The 15,705-nt window shown below is 54.7% G+C and carries 17 protein-coding genes; 8 read left to right on the top strand and 9 right to left on the bottom strand.

The genetic code is table 11. The annotated features are described in order from the left end of the window. Positions 1-190: 190 nt before the first annotated feature. The 4 genes from SIK97_RS00085 to tilS all read left to right on the top strand — a co-directional run bounded on the left by SIK97_RS00085 (position 191) and on the right by tilS (position 6,018). Positions 191-1,981 (top strand): chitinase, encoded by a 1,791-nt coding sequence (locus SIK97_RS00085; RefSeq protein WP_014228007.1) that lies wholly within the window; start codon positions 191-193, stop codon positions 1,979-1,981. A 75-nt stretch (positions 1,982-2,056) separates the two neighbouring features. Next, positions 2,057-4,195 (top strand): lysine decarboxylase LdcC, encoded by a 2,139-nt coding sequence (locus SIK97_RS00080; protein WP_025107388.1) that lies wholly within the window; start codon positions 2,057-2,059, stop codon positions 4,193-4,195. Positions 4,196-4,257: 62 nt separating this feature from the next. After that, positions 4,258-4,647 (top strand): VOC family protein, encoded by a 390-nt coding sequence (locus tag SIK97_RS00075; protein WP_046878561.1) that lies wholly within the window; start codon positions 4,258-4,260, stop codon positions 4,645-4,647. Positions 4,648-4,716: 69 nt separating this feature from the next. After that, positions 4,717-6,018 carry a tRNA lysidine(34) synthetase TilS gene (gene tilS, locus SIK97_RS00070; protein ID WP_047725170.1) on the top strand — a complete coding sequence of 434 codons (1,302 nt, stop codon included), beginning with the start codon at positions 4,717-4,719 and terminating at the stop codon, positions 6,016-6,018. A gap of 15 nt (positions 6,019-6,033) precedes the next feature. On the opposite strand, the gene rof is transcribed toward tilS, so the two are convergent. Together rof and SIK97_RS00060 are read right to left on the bottom strand one after the other, a co-directional pair. Further along, complete coding sequence (rof, locus tag SIK97_RS00065; protein ID WP_004098776.1) at positions 6,034-6,294, bottom strand: Rho-binding antiterminator; 261 nt, start codon at positions 6,292-6,294, stop codon at positions 6,034-6,036. Next, positions 6,281-6,481: a YaeP family protein gene (locus tag SIK97_RS00060; RefSeq protein WP_004098778.1), complete on the bottom strand. Its 201-nt coding sequence runs from the start codon at positions 6,479-6,481 to the stop codon at positions 6,281-6,283. Before SIK97_RS00060 ends, rof begins: the two co-directional genes overlap by 14 nt. A 196-nt stretch (positions 6,482-6,677) precedes the next feature. Between SIK97_RS00060 and SIK97_RS00055 the strand changes: the two genes are divergently transcribed. From SIK97_RS00055 to nlpE, 3 genes are read left to right on the top strand one after another with little or no spacing between them, the layout of a single operon-like run. Next, positions 6,678-7,223, top strand: a complete 546-nt coding sequence (locus SIK97_RS00055; protein ID WP_057173995.1) for a YaeQ family protein — start codon at positions 6,678-6,680, stop codon at positions 7,221-7,223. Further along, complete coding sequence (arfB, locus tag SIK97_RS00050; RefSeq protein WP_025107391.1) at positions 7,220-7,633, top strand: alternative ribosome rescue aminoacyl-tRNA hydrolase ArfB; 414 nt, start codon at positions 7,220-7,222, stop codon at positions 7,631-7,633. The genes SIK97_RS00055 and arfB overlap by 4 nt, the downstream gene beginning before the upstream one ends. Positions 7,634-7,674: 41 nt before the next feature. Next, complete coding sequence (nlpE, locus tag SIK97_RS00045) at positions 7,675-8,376, top strand: envelope stress response activation lipoprotein NlpE (protein ID WP_014228013.1); 702 nt, start codon at positions 7,675-7,677, stop codon at positions 8,374-8,376. Here nlpE and SIK97_RS00040 read toward each other — a convergent pair whose 3' ends face one another. The 7 genes from SIK97_RS00040 to metN form a co-directional block, all read right to left on the bottom strand. Further along, on the bottom strand, positions 8,377-9,198 hold the full coding sequence (locus SIK97_RS00040) for a YaeF family permuted papain-like enzyme (RefSeq protein ID WP_047724396.1): 822 nt from the start codon (positions 9,196-9,198) through the stop codon (positions 8,377-8,379). A gap of 51 nt (positions 9,199-9,249) precedes the next feature. Then, a complete protein-coding gene (gene proS, locus SIK97_RS00035) occupies positions 9,250-10,968 on the bottom strand; it encodes a proline--tRNA ligase (protein WP_047724395.1) in 1,719 nt (572 codons plus the stop codon). Positions 10,969-11,078: 110 nt separating this feature from the next. Further along, complete coding sequence (gene tsaA, locus SIK97_RS00030) at positions 11,079-11,786, bottom strand: tRNA (N6-threonylcarbamoyladenosine(37)-N6)-methyltransferase TrmO (protein WP_032748069.1); 708 nt, start codon at positions 11,784-11,786, stop codon at positions 11,079-11,081. Next, positions 11,783-12,190: an Rcs stress response system protein RcsF gene (gene rcsF / locus SIK97_RS00025; protein WP_004098790.1), complete on the bottom strand. Its 408-nt coding sequence runs from the start codon at positions 12,188-12,190 to the stop codon at positions 11,783-11,785. The genes tsaA and rcsF overlap by 4 nt, the downstream gene beginning before the upstream one ends. A 108-nt stretch (positions 12,191-12,298) precedes the next feature. Further along, positions 12,299-13,114 (bottom strand): methionine ABC transporter substrate-binding lipoprotein MetQ, encoded by an 816-nt coding sequence (metQ, locus tag SIK97_RS00020; RefSeq protein WP_004098791.1) that lies wholly within the window; start codon positions 13,112-13,114, stop codon positions 12,299-12,301. A gap of 37 nt (positions 13,115-13,151) precedes the next feature. Further along, positions 13,152-13,805 (bottom strand): methionine ABC transporter permease MetI, encoded by a 654-nt coding sequence (locus SIK97_RS00015; protein WP_004098792.1) that lies wholly within the window; start codon positions 13,803-13,805, stop codon positions 13,152-13,154. After that, a complete protein-coding gene (metN, locus tag SIK97_RS00010) occupies positions 13,798-14,829 on the bottom strand; it encodes a methionine ABC transporter ATP-binding protein MetN (RefSeq protein ID WP_004098793.1) in 1,032 nt (343 codons plus the stop codon). Before metN ends, SIK97_RS00015 begins: the two co-directional genes overlap by 8 nt. Positions 14,830-15,017: 188 nt before the next feature. Here metN and gmhB point away from each other — a divergent pair, with 188 nt between their 5' ends. Next, positions 15,018-15,584, top strand: a complete 567-nt coding sequence (gmhB, locus tag SIK97_RS00005) for a D-glycero-beta-D-manno-heptose 1,7-bisphosphate 7-phosphatase (protein ID WP_014837457.1) — start codon at positions 15,018-15,020, stop codon at positions 15,582-15,584. The last annotated feature ends 121 nt before the right edge of the window (positions 15,585-15,705 follow it).

Below are 15,705 nucleotides of genomic sequence, written 5' to 3'. Positions count from 1 at the left end.
GTGCGCCCCTATGGGGCGAAATCAATGCCACCTGCTATGCAGGTGGTTTTTTACGTGTTGTTTACTGAGACGAGATGAGATGAATAAGAGCAATTGTGATTAGCCGATGATGCCGATCTCTCCTGAAACTGCAGCAACTGCCAGGGATTGCGACCCGGCAGGCCGTTAACAAGGATAAAGGAGAAATACTATGGCATTGCACAAAACCGTCGCATTAAGCGCCGTGGCCGCAGGGATCATGTTAAGCCTGGGGGCCGCACAGGCCACACCGTTGCTTGGCGCAACGGAAGCGACAACCATCAAGGCGAGTGACCTGGCCGCGAAAGAAAAAGCCTTAACCGACTTTCCGCTCATGACATCGGTAAAATCATCGATTCAAACGCTGCCGAACAGCGAAGTTGAAAAAATCGAGCCGGGTCTGGCGACTAACCCGGCAAACGTGAAGCGCGTGGAAAGCATTCTGTCCGAAAAGGATTGGGAATATCTGTTCCCGATGCGCGCGGCAGAATATACCTACTCTAACTTTCTGAAAGCTATTGGTAAATTCCCTGCGGTTTGCGGGACCTATACCGACGGACGCGATAGCGATGCCATATGCCGTAAATCTCTGGCAACCATGTTTGCCCACTTTGCTCAGGAAACCGGCGGCCACGAAAGCTGGCGCGATATTCCCGAGTGGCGCCAGGCGCTGGTTTATCTCCGTGAAGTGGGCTGGGTTGAAGGTCAGAAAGGCGGCTACAACGGGGAGTGTAACCCGGATATCTGGCAGGGGCAGACCTGGCCCTGCGGTAAAGATAAAGACGGCGACTACCTGAGCTACTTTGGCCGCGGCGCAAAACAGCTCTCCTATAACTACAACTACGGCCCGTTCTCCGATGCCATGTACGATGGCGACGTTCGTCCTCTGCTGGATAAACCGGAGCGGGTGGCGGATACCTGGATGAACCTGGCGAGCGCGGTGTTCTTCTTCGTTTACCCGCAGCCGCCGAAGCCCTCTATGCTGCACGTCATCGACGGAACCTGGGTACCAAACGATCATGATAAAGCGAATGGCCTGGTTGAAGGCTTTGGGGTCACCATTCAAATTATCAACGGCGGCGTCGAGTGCGGCGGGGCGGAAGAGAACGCGCAGTCTCTGAACCGTATTGCCTACTACAAAGAGTTCGCAAACTACCTGAAAGTGCCGATTGCTGATGATGAAGTTCTCGGCTGTAAGAATATGAAGCAGTTCGATGAAGGCGGCGCGGGCGCGTTACCGATTTACTGGGAAGAGGATTGGGGATGGAGCCCGGACACCGCTGACGGCAAGACTAACGCCTGCCAGCTGGTGGGCTACCAGACGCCGTATAGCGCCTTTAAACAAGGTGACTATGCGAAGTGCGTCCAGAGCCACTTCAACGTCAATATCATCGACGACACCGGCCAGGCCGAGGATACCACCCCGGCGACGCCTGACGATACCACGCCTGCGCAGGAAACTAACGTGGCGCCGGTTGCGCGTATCGCCGGTCCGATTGGCGCTATCGAAGCGGGCGCCAGGGTTTCCCTGAGCGCGGAGGGCTCTACCGATGCGAATGGCGATAAGCTCACCTATACCTGGATGTCGCAGGACGGCCAGACTATCAGCGGACAGGATAAAGCCGTTATCACCTTTACCGCTCCGGAAAAAGATCGCGATGCGCAATATGTAGTGAGCCTGACGGTAAGCGACGGGACCTTATCCAGCACGGCAACGTACACCCTGAACGTGAAGGCTAAAGCTGCTGCTGCGGATGAAACGACCGATGGCAAAGACAGCGACACCATCAGCTATCCTTCCTGGAGCAGTACCCAGACCTGGAAAGCGGGCGATATCGTTAATAACCACGGCGCGCTGTATCAGTGTAAACCGCTACCTGAAGGGGCGTGGTGCAACGTGGCGCCGACCTACTATGAGCCCGGCGCAGGCATTGCCTGGGGCGATGCGTGGAAAGCGCTGTAATAGAGATAAATCCGCCAGTGCTTAGCGCTGGCGGGGTGATATGATGCTTTCCTTAGGTAAATTCAGGAGGAAAGCGTGAATATCATTGCGATCATGGGTCCCCACGGCGTCTATTATAAAGACGAACCGATCAAAGAACTGGAAGCCGCCCTGCAACGGCAAGGTTTCCAGACCATCTGGCCGCAAAATAGCGCCGATCTTTTGCAATTTATCGAGCATAATCCGCGGATCTGCGGGGTTATTTTTGACTGGGATGAATACAGCGTTGATCTGTGCAGCGATATTAATTGCTTAAATGAATATCTACCGCTGTACGCATTTATCAACGCCCATTCGACGATGGACGTCAGCAGCCAGGACCTGCGCATGACGCTATGGTTCTTTGAATACGCGCTGGGGCTGGCGGAAGAGATCGCTACCCGCATCGGTCAATACACCCGCGAATACCTCGACAACATAACCCCGCCGTTTACCAAAGCCTTGTTCAACTATGTGCAGGAGGGGAAATATACTTTCTGTACCCCCGGGCATATGGGCGGCTCGGCATATCAAAAAAGTCCGGTGGGCTGTCTGTTTTATGATTTCTTTGGCGGGAATACCCTAAAGGCCGACGTCTCTATTTCCGTGACAGAGCTGGGATCGCTGCTCGATCATAGCGGTCCGCATCTGGAGGCGGAAGAGTATATTGCCCGCGCATTCGGCGCCGAACAGAGCTATATGGTGACCAACGGAACCTCGACGTCGAATAAGATTGTCGGTATGTATTCCGCTCCGGCGGGCAGCACCCTGCTTATCGATCGCAACTGCCATAAATCGTTGGCTCATTTACTGATGATGAGCGACGTGGTGCCGCTGTGGCTAAAGCCGACGCGCAATGCGCTAGGGATCCTCGGCGGCATACCCAAGCGCGAATTTACCCGCGACAGTATTCAGCAAAAGGTTAATGCGACAGGCGGCGCCGGGTGGCCTGTGCATGCGGTGATCACCAACTCCACCTATGACGGACTGCTGTATAACACCACCTGGATCAAAGAGACCCTCGACGTACCGTCAATCCACTTTGATTCCGCCTGGGTGCCCTATACCCATTTTCATCCGATCTATCAGGGTAAAAGCGGGATGAGCGGCGATCGTATTGCGGGGAAAGTGATCTTTGAAACGCAGTCGACGCATAAAATGCTGGCCGCGCTATCGCAGGCTTCGCTGATTCATATTAAAGGCAGCTATGATGAAGATACCTTCAATGAAGCCTTTATGATGCACACCTCGACCTCCCCGAGCTACCCGATCGTTGCCTCCATTGAGACGGCTGCCGCCATGCTGCGCGGCAACTCCGGCAGACGACTGATTCAGCGTTCGATTGAGCGGGCGCTGGATTTTCGTAAAGAGGTGCAGCGGTTGCGCGAAGAGTCTGACGGCTGGTTTTTTGATATCTGGCAGCCGGAAGAGGTGGGGGAAGCGCAGTGCTGGCCGGTTTCACCCGGAGAAAGGTGGCATGGCTTTCAGGACGCCGATGACGACCATATGTTCCTCGATCCGGTGAAAGTCACCATTCTGACGCCCGGTATGGACGAGCAGGGCAACATGGATAGCGAAGGCATTCCGGCCGCGCTGGTGGCGAAGTTCCTTGATGAGCGCGGCGTGGTGGTAGAAAAAACCGGGCCGTACAACCTGCTGTTCCTGTTCAGTATCGGTATAGATAAAACCCGGGCGATGGGGCTGCTGCGCGGATTGACCGAGTTCAAACGCGCTTACGATCTCAATTTACGGGTGAAAAACATGCTGCCGGATCTGTACGCCGAAGATCCGGATTTTTACCGCAACATGCGTATTCAGGATCTGGCTCAGGGTATTCATCGTCTGATTCGCCAGCACCAGCTCTCGCAGCTGATGCTTAGCGCTTTCGACGTCCTGCCGGAGATGAAAATGACGCCGCATCAGGCCTGGCAGCGGCAGATTAAAGGCGAAGTGGAAACCATTGAACTGGAGAATCTGGTCGGGCGTATTTCAGCGAATATGATCCTACCGTACCCGCCCGGCGTGCCGCTGCTGATGCCCGGCGAGATGATCGCCGAAGAGAGCCGCGCGGTGCTCAATTTCCTGCTTATGCTGTGCTCCATCGGCCGCCACTATCCGGGTTTCGAAACCGATATCCACGGCGCGAAACGCGATGAAGATGGCGTGTACTGGGTTCGAGTCTTAAAAAATGACTAAGCGCTTGCGCACTCACGAACTGAACGAGTAACGTTGTTGGCTTCAACTGGAGGAGTTGTACCATGCTGGGTTTAAAACGGGTTCACCATATCGCCATCATTGCGACGGATTATGCGAAGAGTAAAGCCTTCTACTGCGACATTCTGGGGTTCACCCTGCAGGGCGAGTTCTATCGCCAGGAGCGTGATTCATGGAAGGGCGATCTGGCGCTGAATGGCGAATATGTCATTGAACTCTTTTCATTCCCGTTTCCTCCTGCGCGTCCGAGCCGTCCCGAAGCCTGCGGGCTGCGCCACCTGGCGTTTAGCGTTGATGATGTCGATGCCGCCGTTGCGCATCTTGAGTCCCACGGCGTGGCCTGTGAAGGCGTTCGTATCGACCCCTTCACCGGTAAACGATTCACCTTTTTTAACGATCCGGACGGGCTACCGCTGGAGATTTATCAGCAGTAATTCTTGTCAGAGCGTGTTCTGCCGGGTAACGTGCCGGACACGCTTTCCTCAGTTAGTACTCTCATGATGATGATCCCAGACATGGCGCAAACGCTACAGCCGCACCGCCATTTTTTAGTGGCCTTTAGCGGCGGGCTGGATTCGAGCGTGCTCCTGTATCGCCTGGTTTGCTGGCGCGAACAGGATCCTACCGTTCAGCTGCGGGCGATGCATATTCACCACGGCCTCAGCGCGAACGCCGACGATTGGGTGGCGCACTGCCGACAAATATGCCAGCAGTGGCAGGTACCGCTTTTGGTTGAACGGGTGGCGCTCGCCGATGAGGGACTGGGGATTGAGGCCCACGCGCGTCAGGCGCGCTATCAGGCTTTCCGTTCGGCGCTATTACCCGGCGAAGTGCTGGTGACGGCACAGCATCTTGACGACCAGTGTGAAACCTTTCTGTTGGCGCTTAAGCGGGGGAGCGGCCCAACCGGGCTTTCGGCGATGGCCGGCGAGTCCGATTTTGCCGGGACGAAACTGCTGCGTCCGCTGCTTAACGAAAGCCGCGACTCCCTGCACCGGTGGGCGATAGCCCATCAGCTCAGCTGGATTGAAGACGAAAGTAACCAGGACGACGCCTACGATCGCAATTTTCTCCGCCTGCGAATTGTTCCGCTGCTTAACGCTCGCTGGCCGCACTTCGCCGAGGCCGTAGCGCGCAGCGCCAGCCTGTGCGGCGAGCAGGAACAGCTGCTGGATGAAATGCTCGCTGCGGAGCTGGCAACGCTGGTGGCGGAGGATGGCGCGTTGACTATCGAACCGTTGGCGGCCATGAGCGCGCCGCGTCGGGCCGCGCTGCTGCGCCGCTGGCTGGCTGGGCTCAATGCGCCGATGCCTTCGCGCGAGATGCCGGAGCGTATCTGGCGTGAAGTGGCGATGGCGCGCGAGGATGCGTATCCCTGTCTGCGCCTTGGCCACTTCGCCGTTCGTCGCTATCAGCAACGGCTGCACTGGGTGAAATATCTCCCCGGACAGAGCGAGACGGTGCTGGCGTGGCGCGATATTGCCAGGCCGCTGCCGTTACCCGACGGCCTTGGCGAACTGAAGCTCCTGGCCGGCGGCCCGTTACGCGGCCCGCGCCAGGATGAAGCGGTCACTATTCGTTTTCGCGCCAGCGGTAATCTGCATATCGTCGGTCGCCAGGGCGGCCGCAAGCTGAAGAAAATCTGGCAGGAGCTCAACGTTGCGCCCTGGCGGCGCGATACCACGCCGCTGCTGTTTTACGGCGAAACGCTTATCGCTGCAGCCGATGGTCTGTTTATTACCGTCGATGGGAAAGTTCAGGAAGGTGAAGGCGTGCAGATGATGTGGATGAAAACGGGCGGCTGAGCCACCCGTTTTGCTTCAGGACTCGCTGACCACAACCGTACCGATTTCCGGATGGCTGAAGCTGGCGATTTTATCCAGGCGCAGTTCGCGGACATCACCGGCGAGCTCCACGACGAGATACTCGATATTTTTGCGCGAGATAAGATCGTTGGCCTTCGCTTGCAGCTGTTCGCCATCTTTGAGCTCCAGCGCCAGGACCAGATGGTGCTGACAGGCAAGTTCGAGGTTGTCATAATCATCGCAATTGATGGGTTGATAAGTATCATTCATTGACATAATCGCTCACCAGTAAGTTTGCCGCCGCATATGCGGCCTTTTCCCTGACTGACTCAGCAAGGGCCTGATCCGCCGCAACCTCATTCAATACTTTCAACACGCAACCTAGCGCATCCGGGATATACCCAAGGTCCCCGCTGGCTATTTCCGCATACCGCTTGCGTATTAACTCACAATATTTGTCCACATGCCCTCCTGTCAGCGTTCTGACTTAACCGTGGGATGTAAGTTTAAGCCTACGAAGATAAACTCTGTTTAGCAAGGTGACTATACCATAGTCATTTAAGCAATATCAGCAGGATGAAAGGGGATCCTGCGATTGCTGACAGCCTTTTGTCGCCAGTTTCGCTACAATGAACGCCATTTTTATCAGGAGTTTCCTCATGGCGCTGAAAGCGACGATTTATAAAGCGACGGTGAACGTGGCCGACCTGGACCGCAACCAGTTTCTGGATGCCAGTTTGACGCTTGCCCAGCATCCGTCAGAAACCCAGGAGCGCATGATGCTGCGCCTGCTGGCGTGGATGAAATACGCCGACGAGCGTCTGCAGTTTACCCGCGGTCTGTCTTCCGATGATGAAGCTGAACTCTGGCTGCTAAACGATCATCTGGGCGTTGATCTGTGGATCGAACTGGGGCTGCCGGACGAACGGCGGATTAAAAAAGCCTGTTCGCGGGCGCAAGAGATGGCGCTGTTTGCCTATAATAGCCGGGCGGCAGAAATCTGGTGGCAGCAAAATAAAAGCAAAATGGCACAGTTTTCAAAGCTAACCGTATGGTATTTAGATGATACTCAGCTGGCGCAGCTCAGTGCTTTTGCCGATCGGACAATGTCGCTACAGGCGACTATCCAGGATGGCGCTATCTGGTTATCTGACGCTAAGAATAATCTGGAAATTCATTTAACGGCCTGGCAAACATCCGCATGATTACGATTAGCCGCAGCGTGGCGATTGCGGATGACGAGGTCTCACTTTCCGGGATACGCGCCCAGGGGGCGGGCGGTCAGCATGTCAATAAAGCATCGACGGCTATCCATTTGCGCTTTGATATTAAGGCATCGAGCCTGCCTGAGTATTATAAGGAACGTCTGCTTACCTCCAGCCATCACTTAATTTCTGCCGAGGGTGTGGTTATCATTAAGGCTCAAGAATATCGCAGCCAGGAGATGAATCGCGAAGCGGCGATTGCGCGTCTGGTTGCCTTAATACAAGAATTAACCGCAGTGCAGAAGCACCGCCGGGAGACGCGACCGACCAGAGCGTCAAAAGAGCGCCGGCTTGCCTCAAAGGCGCAAAAATCCTCAGTTAAGGCGCTGCGTGGGAAAGTTCGTCCTTAAAGGCATGGCGAACCGGTGGAATGGATAATAAGGAATTTACAGTGAAGAAAATCGTATTTTCAGTCGTGGCGGCATGCTCGCTTTTTGCCCTATTCGGCTGTAACCATCGCGCGGAGATGGACACGCTACAACCGGCGCCGATGGAAGAGCTAAAGCCGATGCAGCAGAGCTGGCGCGGCGTGCTGCCGTGCGCCGACTGCGAAGGTATCGAAACTTCGCTCTTTCTTGAGAAAGACGGCACCTGGGTGATGAACGAGCGGTATCAGGGCGTCAGTCGCGAGCCTTCCTCCTTTGCTTCCTATGGCACCTGGGCGCGCACGGCCGATAAGCTGGTGCTGACCGACAGCAAAGGCGAGAAGTCTTACTATCGGGCGAAGGGCGACAAGCTGGAAATGCTCGATCGCGACGGTAATCCCATCGAGTCTACGCTGAACTATACGCTTGAGTCAGTCAAATCCAGCCTGCCCATCACGCCAATGGCGATGCGCGGAATGTACTTCTATATGGCGGATGCCGCGACCTTTACCGATTGCGCAACCGGCAAGCGAGTGGCAGTCGCGAATAACGCGCAGCTCGAGCGTGATTATGCCGCGGCGCGCGGAACGGATACTCGCCCGGTGCTGCTGGTGGTCGAGGGGCACTTTACGCTGGAAGCGAACCCGGATTCGGGAGCGCCGGTTAAAGTTCTGGCGGTGGATTCACCAGGCAAGTTTTATCAAAAAGAAGACTGCAATTCTCGTTAGTTAATTGAGTCCTACGAGACGGCTTGTCTTGATATAAATTCCCAATTTAAGATGCCCGATATACTGCAATTGTGTTTCGGGCTTAAAGTTTGCCACGTCCCCCTCACGCATATGAAGCAGGTCTGATGGGCTAATCCAGCCCGGTTGAGCCAGGGTCAGCGGGTGTCCGGCCTTCGCGAAGGCATCGCTGACAAACTCAGAACAAAACCACATTTTTTTGTCCCCGGAAACGGCATCGCTAAGCTGCGCTTTGGCCAGGCCATTCACGCACTGCTGGCGGAAATCTTTCGAAAAGGGATTCAGGGAGCAGAGCTGTTTGGTTACCATAAAGGGCACAAATTCAATGATGCCGCGATAGTTATAGCCGCTGTTTCTGTTTTTATAGGCGAAATTTTTAATGCCTGCGGCCTGTTGCGGCGTGAGGTCAGGCGCTCTTAGGGCAAACAGCTTATCGCTGTGCTGCATTGCTTGCTGGAGCGGAATAATCTGCACCCCAGCGCCGGTTGCTTCTGCAACCTGGTTATCACCGATATAGATAGCAACATGGCTAACGGACGATGTGCTAAAAGCACGAATCCCCAGGGACGTCACGCCAATGCTGGAAGAGAAAAGGAGATCGCCGGGGAGCAGGTCTTGTGCGTTAATTTCAGTCAGCGTGTTATTAGCCACCGAGCTCTGGCGCTGAAGTTTAACTGCCCATTGCTGCGATGGTGGCTTAATAGCGGAAGCGGAAGGCGCGGACCGGCTGACGTCTACCGTGCAGGCCGAAAGTAAAAACAATGCGGGAAAAAGCAGGACATAATTTGCCCGTTGTTTAGCCATGATTACAATCCTTGTAAAAAAGAGGCTCTGAAACCAGAGCCTCTTTTGGCGTTAACCTTTAATTTGTTGTACCAGGTAATTCACGATATCGCCGGTTTTAATCAGCTGCTTCTCGCCGCTGCGACGATATTTATATTCGATATCGTCGTTGTCGAGGTTACGGTCGCCCAGCACGATGGTGTGCGGAATACCGATAAGCTCCATATCGGCGAACATCACGCCCGGACGCTCTTTACGGTCGTCCATCAGCACTTCGATACCCAGCGCGCTCAGCTCTGCGTACAGCTTCTCGGCCAGCTCCTGCACGCGGTAGGATTTATGCATGTTCATCGGCAGAATCGCAACCTGGAACGGGGCGATAGCTTCCGGCCACAGAATCCCGCGATCGTCAAAGTTCTGCTCAATGGCGGCCGCCACCACGCGCGTCACACCGATACCGTAGCAGCCCATCGTCAGGATCTGGTTACGGCCATCTTCGCCCTGTACGGAGGCTTTCATCGCTTCAGAGTACTTGGTACCCAGCTGGAAGATGTGGCCCACTTCGATACCGCGTTTAATCAGCAGCGTACCTTTACCGTCCGGGCTCGGGTCACCCGCCACGACGTTACGGATATCAGCCACTTCAGGGGTGGCGACGTCGCGATCCCAGTTGATGCCGAAGTAGTGTTTCCCGTCGATGTTCGCGCCCGCGGCGAAATCGCTCATTGCGGCAACGGTACGGTCAATAATCACCGGAATGGGCATATTAACCGGGCCCAGAGAACCAGGACCCGCCTGCACCAGCGCGCGGATCTCTTCTTCGGTGGCGAAGGTCAGCGGGCTGGCGACCTGCGGCAGTTTTTCCGCTTTCACTTCGTTCAGCTCATGATCGCCGCGAACCAGCAGGGCAATCAGCGGAGACTTGCTGTCTTCTACCGCTTTGACCAGCAGGGTTTTCACCGTTTTCTCAATCGGCAGATTGAACTGCTCAACCAGCTCGGCGATGGTTTTGGCGTTCGGCGTATCGACCAGCGTCATTTCCTGAGTGGCGGCCGCGCGCGGCTCTTTCGGCGCAACGGCTTCGGCGAACTCAATATTGGCCGCGTAGTCGGAAGAGTCAGAGAAGATCACGTCATCTTCGCCGCTCTGCGCCAGCACCTGGAATTCGTGAGATGCGCTACCGCCGATAGAACCGGTGTCAGCCTGTACCGCACGGAAATCCAGGCCCATACGGCTGAAGATTTTGCTGTACGCGGCGTACATCGCGTCGTAGGTTTCCTGCAGAGATTCCTGAGAGGTATGGAAAGAGTAAGCATCTTTCATCAGGAATTCACGGGAACGCATCACGCCGAAACGCGGGCGCACTTCGTCACGGAATTTGGTCTGAATCTGATAGAAGTTCAGCGGCAGCTGTTTGTAAGAGCTTAGCTCGTTACGAATCAGGTCGGTGATCACTTCTTCATGAGTCGGGCCGAGTACGAACGGACGTTCGCCACGGTCAGCAATACGCAGCAGTTCCGGGCCGTACTGTTCCCAGCGACCACTCTCTTGCCACAGCTCAGAGGGCTGAACTACCGGCATTAACACCTCGATTGCACCGGCGTTGTTCATCTCTTCACGCACGATGTTTTCGACTTTTTTCAGGACGCGCACGCCGGTCGGCAGCCAGGTATATAACCCGGAGGCCAGCTTGCGGATCATCCCGGCGCGCAGCATCAGCTGATGGCTGATAACCTCGGCGTCGGCAGGTGTCTCCTTCAGAGTGGAGAGCAGGTATTGGCTAGTACGCATGTTGTTACGGTTCCATTTGGACGATCGATACAGGCTGGGAGCCAGCCTGACACAAAAAAGTGGTTTAGTTTACCAGTGTGGCAAAGATGCCAAAAGAGAGGAAAATAAAATTAGCGTGGTTCGAGAGAAAAGACTTCAAAACCGGACGAAATCACCCGCCAGCGCACGTTAAAATCCAGCAGCCAGACGGCGTAGGTCTTTCCCGGGTCTTCTTCTTTACGATATGCCGGGCGCGGATCTTGCGCCAGAACTTCGCTAATAAACACCTTAAGTCGGGGATAGCGCTTTTCCAGTTCTAAAAGCCGGGCTTCTGTTTCGGGCGTGAAGCTCACCGCCACTTCCGCCTGCGGTGCCTGCTGCGCGTAGCTCGCGCTGGCTTCCGGCAGCGCTTCGGCAAAGGGCAGGTAAGGTTTGATGTCCACGACCGGCGTACCATCCACCAGGTCCAGACTACCGAGTTCCAGAACGACGTGTTCTTTCTGGCAGCGAATACCTTTTAGCTCGACCAGCGACATACCGATTGGATTAGGACGAAAGGTCGAACGGGTGGCGAAAACGCCCATCCGCGCATTACCGCCGAGACGGGGAGGGCGCACGGTCGGGCGCCAGCCGCCTTCCATGGTCTGATGAAACACAAACAGGATCCACAGATGGCTGAAGTTTTCCAGGCCACGTACGGCATCGGCCTGGTTATAGGGGGGCAGAAGATGTAATTCGCCGCCGCCGTTTTTAACCAGCCCAGGCTGGCGGGGGACGGCAAATTTTTCTTTATAGGGCGAGCGAATAACGCCTATCTGCGCAAACTGAAAATCACTCATTGCGCCGTAACGTTAAGCGCTGAACCAAGGCAGACGGCCTGGCGGTAGCAGCCCGGAGTTCCGCTGGTCACTTCGCAGCGGTGCAGCAGCACGGCATTGGCTTTCATTTTTGCAGCGTTAATCTGCATGCGCTTGCGCGCCGTCGGGATATTGGGCGGAGAGTCTTGATTCGAGGCCTGGCATGATTCACCGGTGACTTCGCCGAGTTCGCGGAAAGGTTTACCCACCAATTCTGTTGCATCGGTATAGATTCTTACCGGGGCCGGACGCGTCGCTTTCGGTTTTGCCGGTTCCGATTTGGCAGGCGGGGTTACGGTGCTTTGTACAGGCTCGACGGGAGATCTGCTTAGCATAGAACAACCGCTTAACATGAGTGCTAACAAACAGACCGGTAAAGCACGCATAGTATTTCCTCAATAAATAATAAAACAGGGCGCTATTGAATCAGGTGCTTGCATAAATGACAAGACGGGCATAAAGCCCGTCCTGAATGATATTACGCTGAGAAAAGATTACCAGCCTTTCACTGCACCGCCGTTAAAGATTTTGTTAGCCGCTTCGTAAACTTCATCACTCTGATAGGCTTGAACAAATTTCTTAACATTTTCCGCATCTTTGTTGTCTTCGCGAGCGACAATCAGGTTCACGTACGGAGACTCTTTACCTTCCACGAAAATACCGTCTTTTGCCGGCGTTAAGCCAATCTGGCTGGCATAGGTAGTATTGATAACCGCCAGAGCGATTTGCGCATCATCCAGAGAGCGCGGCAGCTGCGGGGCTTCCAGCTCAACAATTTTCAGGTTTTTCGGGTTTTCAATAATATCCAGAGAGGTTGGCAGCAGACCAACGCCTTCTTTCAGTTTGATCAGGCCAACCTGCTGCAGCAGCAGCAGAGAGCGGCCAAGGTTGGTGGGATCGTTAGGAATCGCGACCTGAGAGCCCGGCTGCAGTTCGTCCAGCGATTTGATTTTTTTCGAATAACCCGCAATCGGGTAAACAAAAGAGTTACCTACGGAAACCAGCTTGTAGCCGCGATCTTTGATTTGCTGGTCAAGATACGGTTTATGCTGGAAGGCGTTAACGTCGATATCACCTTTGCTCAGCGCTTCGTTCGGCAGAACGTAGTCGTTGAAGGTCACCAGTTCGACATCAAGACCGTATTTTTCTTTTGCTACTTTCTGCGCGACTTCCGCAACCTGCTGCTCCGCACCGACGATAACGCCGACTTTAATATGGTTAGGATCTTTTTCGTCCTGACCGCAACCCACCAGAGCCAGAGAACCGATTAACGCGCCGACTGCCGCAAAGGTTTTGAAATTAAAGGCCATGTTATTTCCTTCCTGTAAGATTCTGTATTGTGTAATGTTATTTGTGAGTCACAGCCCGGACGATACGATCGCCTGAGAATTGGATTAAGTACACCAGAATAACCAGCAGCACCAGTACGGTATTCATTACCGTTGCATTGTAGCCGATATAACCGTACTGATAGCCAATCTGCCCGAGACCACCGGCACCCACGGCGCCGCCCATCGCGGAATAGCCGACCAGCGTAATGAGCGTGATGGTTGCCGCATTCACCAGGCCCGGCAGCGCTTCCGGCAGCAGAACCTTACGCACGATCTGCATCGGCGTTGCGCCCATGGCGCGGGATGCTTCGATAAGGCCGGTGGGGATCTCCAGCAGGGCGTTTTCCACCATACGGGCGATGAACGGCGCAGCGCCGACCGTCAGCGGAACGATAGCCGCCTGCAGGCCAATCGACGTGCCAACGATCACGCGAGTGAATGGGATCATCCACACCAGCAGGATAATAAAAGGAATCGAGCGGAAAATATTCACCACCGCCGAAAGCGTGCGGTAGAGCTTCGCATTAGCGACAATTTGCCCCGGACGGGTGACGTACAGCAGCACGCCGACCGGCAGGCCGAGAACAAAACCGAAGAAGCCGGAGACAAACGTCATGGCCAGCGTTTCCCATACGCCGCGAACCAGCAGCCAAATCATTGGTTCAGACATATCCCAGTACCTCTACTTTTACATGGTGTTCCTGTAGCCAGGCGATTGCGGCCTGGGTATCTTCCTGCGTGCCGTGCATCTCAGTGAGCATAATGCCGAACTTCACGCCGCCCGCGTAATCCATCTGCGCGCTAATAATGTTGTTATTCACATTAAAACGACGGGCAGTCTCAGAAAGAAGCGGGGCATCAACGGAGTGACCCGTAAACTCCATGCGCAGCATGGGCACGCTATCGGGAAGCGCTTCAGGTTTAAGGCGGGCCTGATAATCATCCGGGATATCAAGGTGCAGCGTTGACTGAATAAACTGTTGCGCCAGCGGGGTTTTGGGATGAGAGAAGACCTCACTCACCGTATCCTGTTCAATCAGCTGGCCGTTGCTGATAACGGCAACGCAATCGCAGATGCGTTTGACGACATCCATTTCATGGGTAATCAGCAAAATCGTCAGGCCCAGGCGACGGTTGATATCTTTCAGCAGTTCCAGAATTGAACGCGTAGTGGCCGGGTCCAGAGCGCTGGTGGCTTCGTCGCAGAGCAGGACTTTTGGATTGCTCGCCAGCGCACGGGCGATGGCCACGCGCTGTTTTTGACCGCCGGAGAGATTTGCCGGATAGCTGTCGTGTTTATCCCCCAGACCGACGAGATCGAGCAGCTCGGTCACCCGGCGCTTGATTTCATCTTTCGGCGTATTATCCAGCTCCAGAGGCAACGCCACGTTGCCGAATACGGTGCGTGAGGCAAGCAGGTTAAAGTGCTGGAAGATCATGCCAATCTGGCGACGAGCGCGAGTGAGCTCTTTTTCTGACAGCGCCGTTAGTTCCTGGCCGCCCACCTGTACGCTGCCCTGCGTTGGACGTTCGAGCAGGTTAACGCAGCGGATTAACGTACTTTTACCCGCGCCGGAAGCGCCGATGACGCCATAAATTTGCCCGGCGGGGACATGCAGGCTGACATCGTTCAGCGCCTGTATGCTGCGATTTCCCTGCTGGAACACTTTGGTAATATTCGAAAGTTTAATCATCAGTTATTTATTATCGTTTAGCCGTTTGCCGTGGCATTTTCTTCTGCCGTGTCCAGGCGATGCCTGTCAATGAAATGGATGTTAAGGCATCCAGACGTCTAAATCAATCTGACTCTGTATAATGAGCACTTTCTTGCGTCCGGAAACATGCGATACTACGCGCATTAGCCTTTATCAGGAGCAAACCGGTGGCAATGTCAGTACCCGCAATTTTTCTTGACCGTGATGGCACGATTAATGTCGATCACGGCTATGTCCATGAAATCGACAACTTTGAATTTATCGATGGCGTCATTGACGCAATGCGTCAATTAAAGGAGATGGGTTACGCGCTGGTGCTGGTGACCAACCAGTCCGGTATCGCCCGCGGTAAGTTTACTGAAGAGCAGTTTGAAACGCTGACGGAGTGGATGGACTGGTCGCTGGCCGATCGCGGCGTTGATCTGGATGGCATCTATTATTGTCCGCACCACCCGCAGGGAACCGTTGAAGAGTTTCGCCAGACCTGCGACTGCCGCAAGCCGCATCCGGGTATGCTGATTTCGGCGCGCGACTATCTGCATATTGATATGGCGGCTTCCTTTATGGTTGGCGATAAAGTCGAAGATATGCAGGCAGCTCTGGCGGCCAATGTCGGCACGAAAGTATTAGTGCGCACCGGCAAGCCGGTGACCCCAGAAGCCGAAAGTGCCGCTGATTGGGTACTTAATAGCCTGGCAGACCTGCCGGATGCTATCAAAAAGCAGCAAAAATAAGCGTTATGTATAAAAGGTGAGCGGTTGAAATAAAATTGCATTTTACCGCTTGTCACCGCCGAATAACTCCCTATAATGCGCTCCCACTGACACGGCAGATGTGAATCACTTCACAAACAAC

The organism is Klebsiella sp. JN_Kp126 (genome assembly GCF_033843325.1).
Lineage (GTDB): Bacteria > Pseudomonadota > Gammaproteobacteria > Enterobacterales > Enterobacteriaceae > Klebsiella > Klebsiella michiganensis.
The sequence above is the reverse complement of the archived record's forward strand: the minus strand, read 5'-3'. Positions and strand labels throughout refer to the sequence as shown.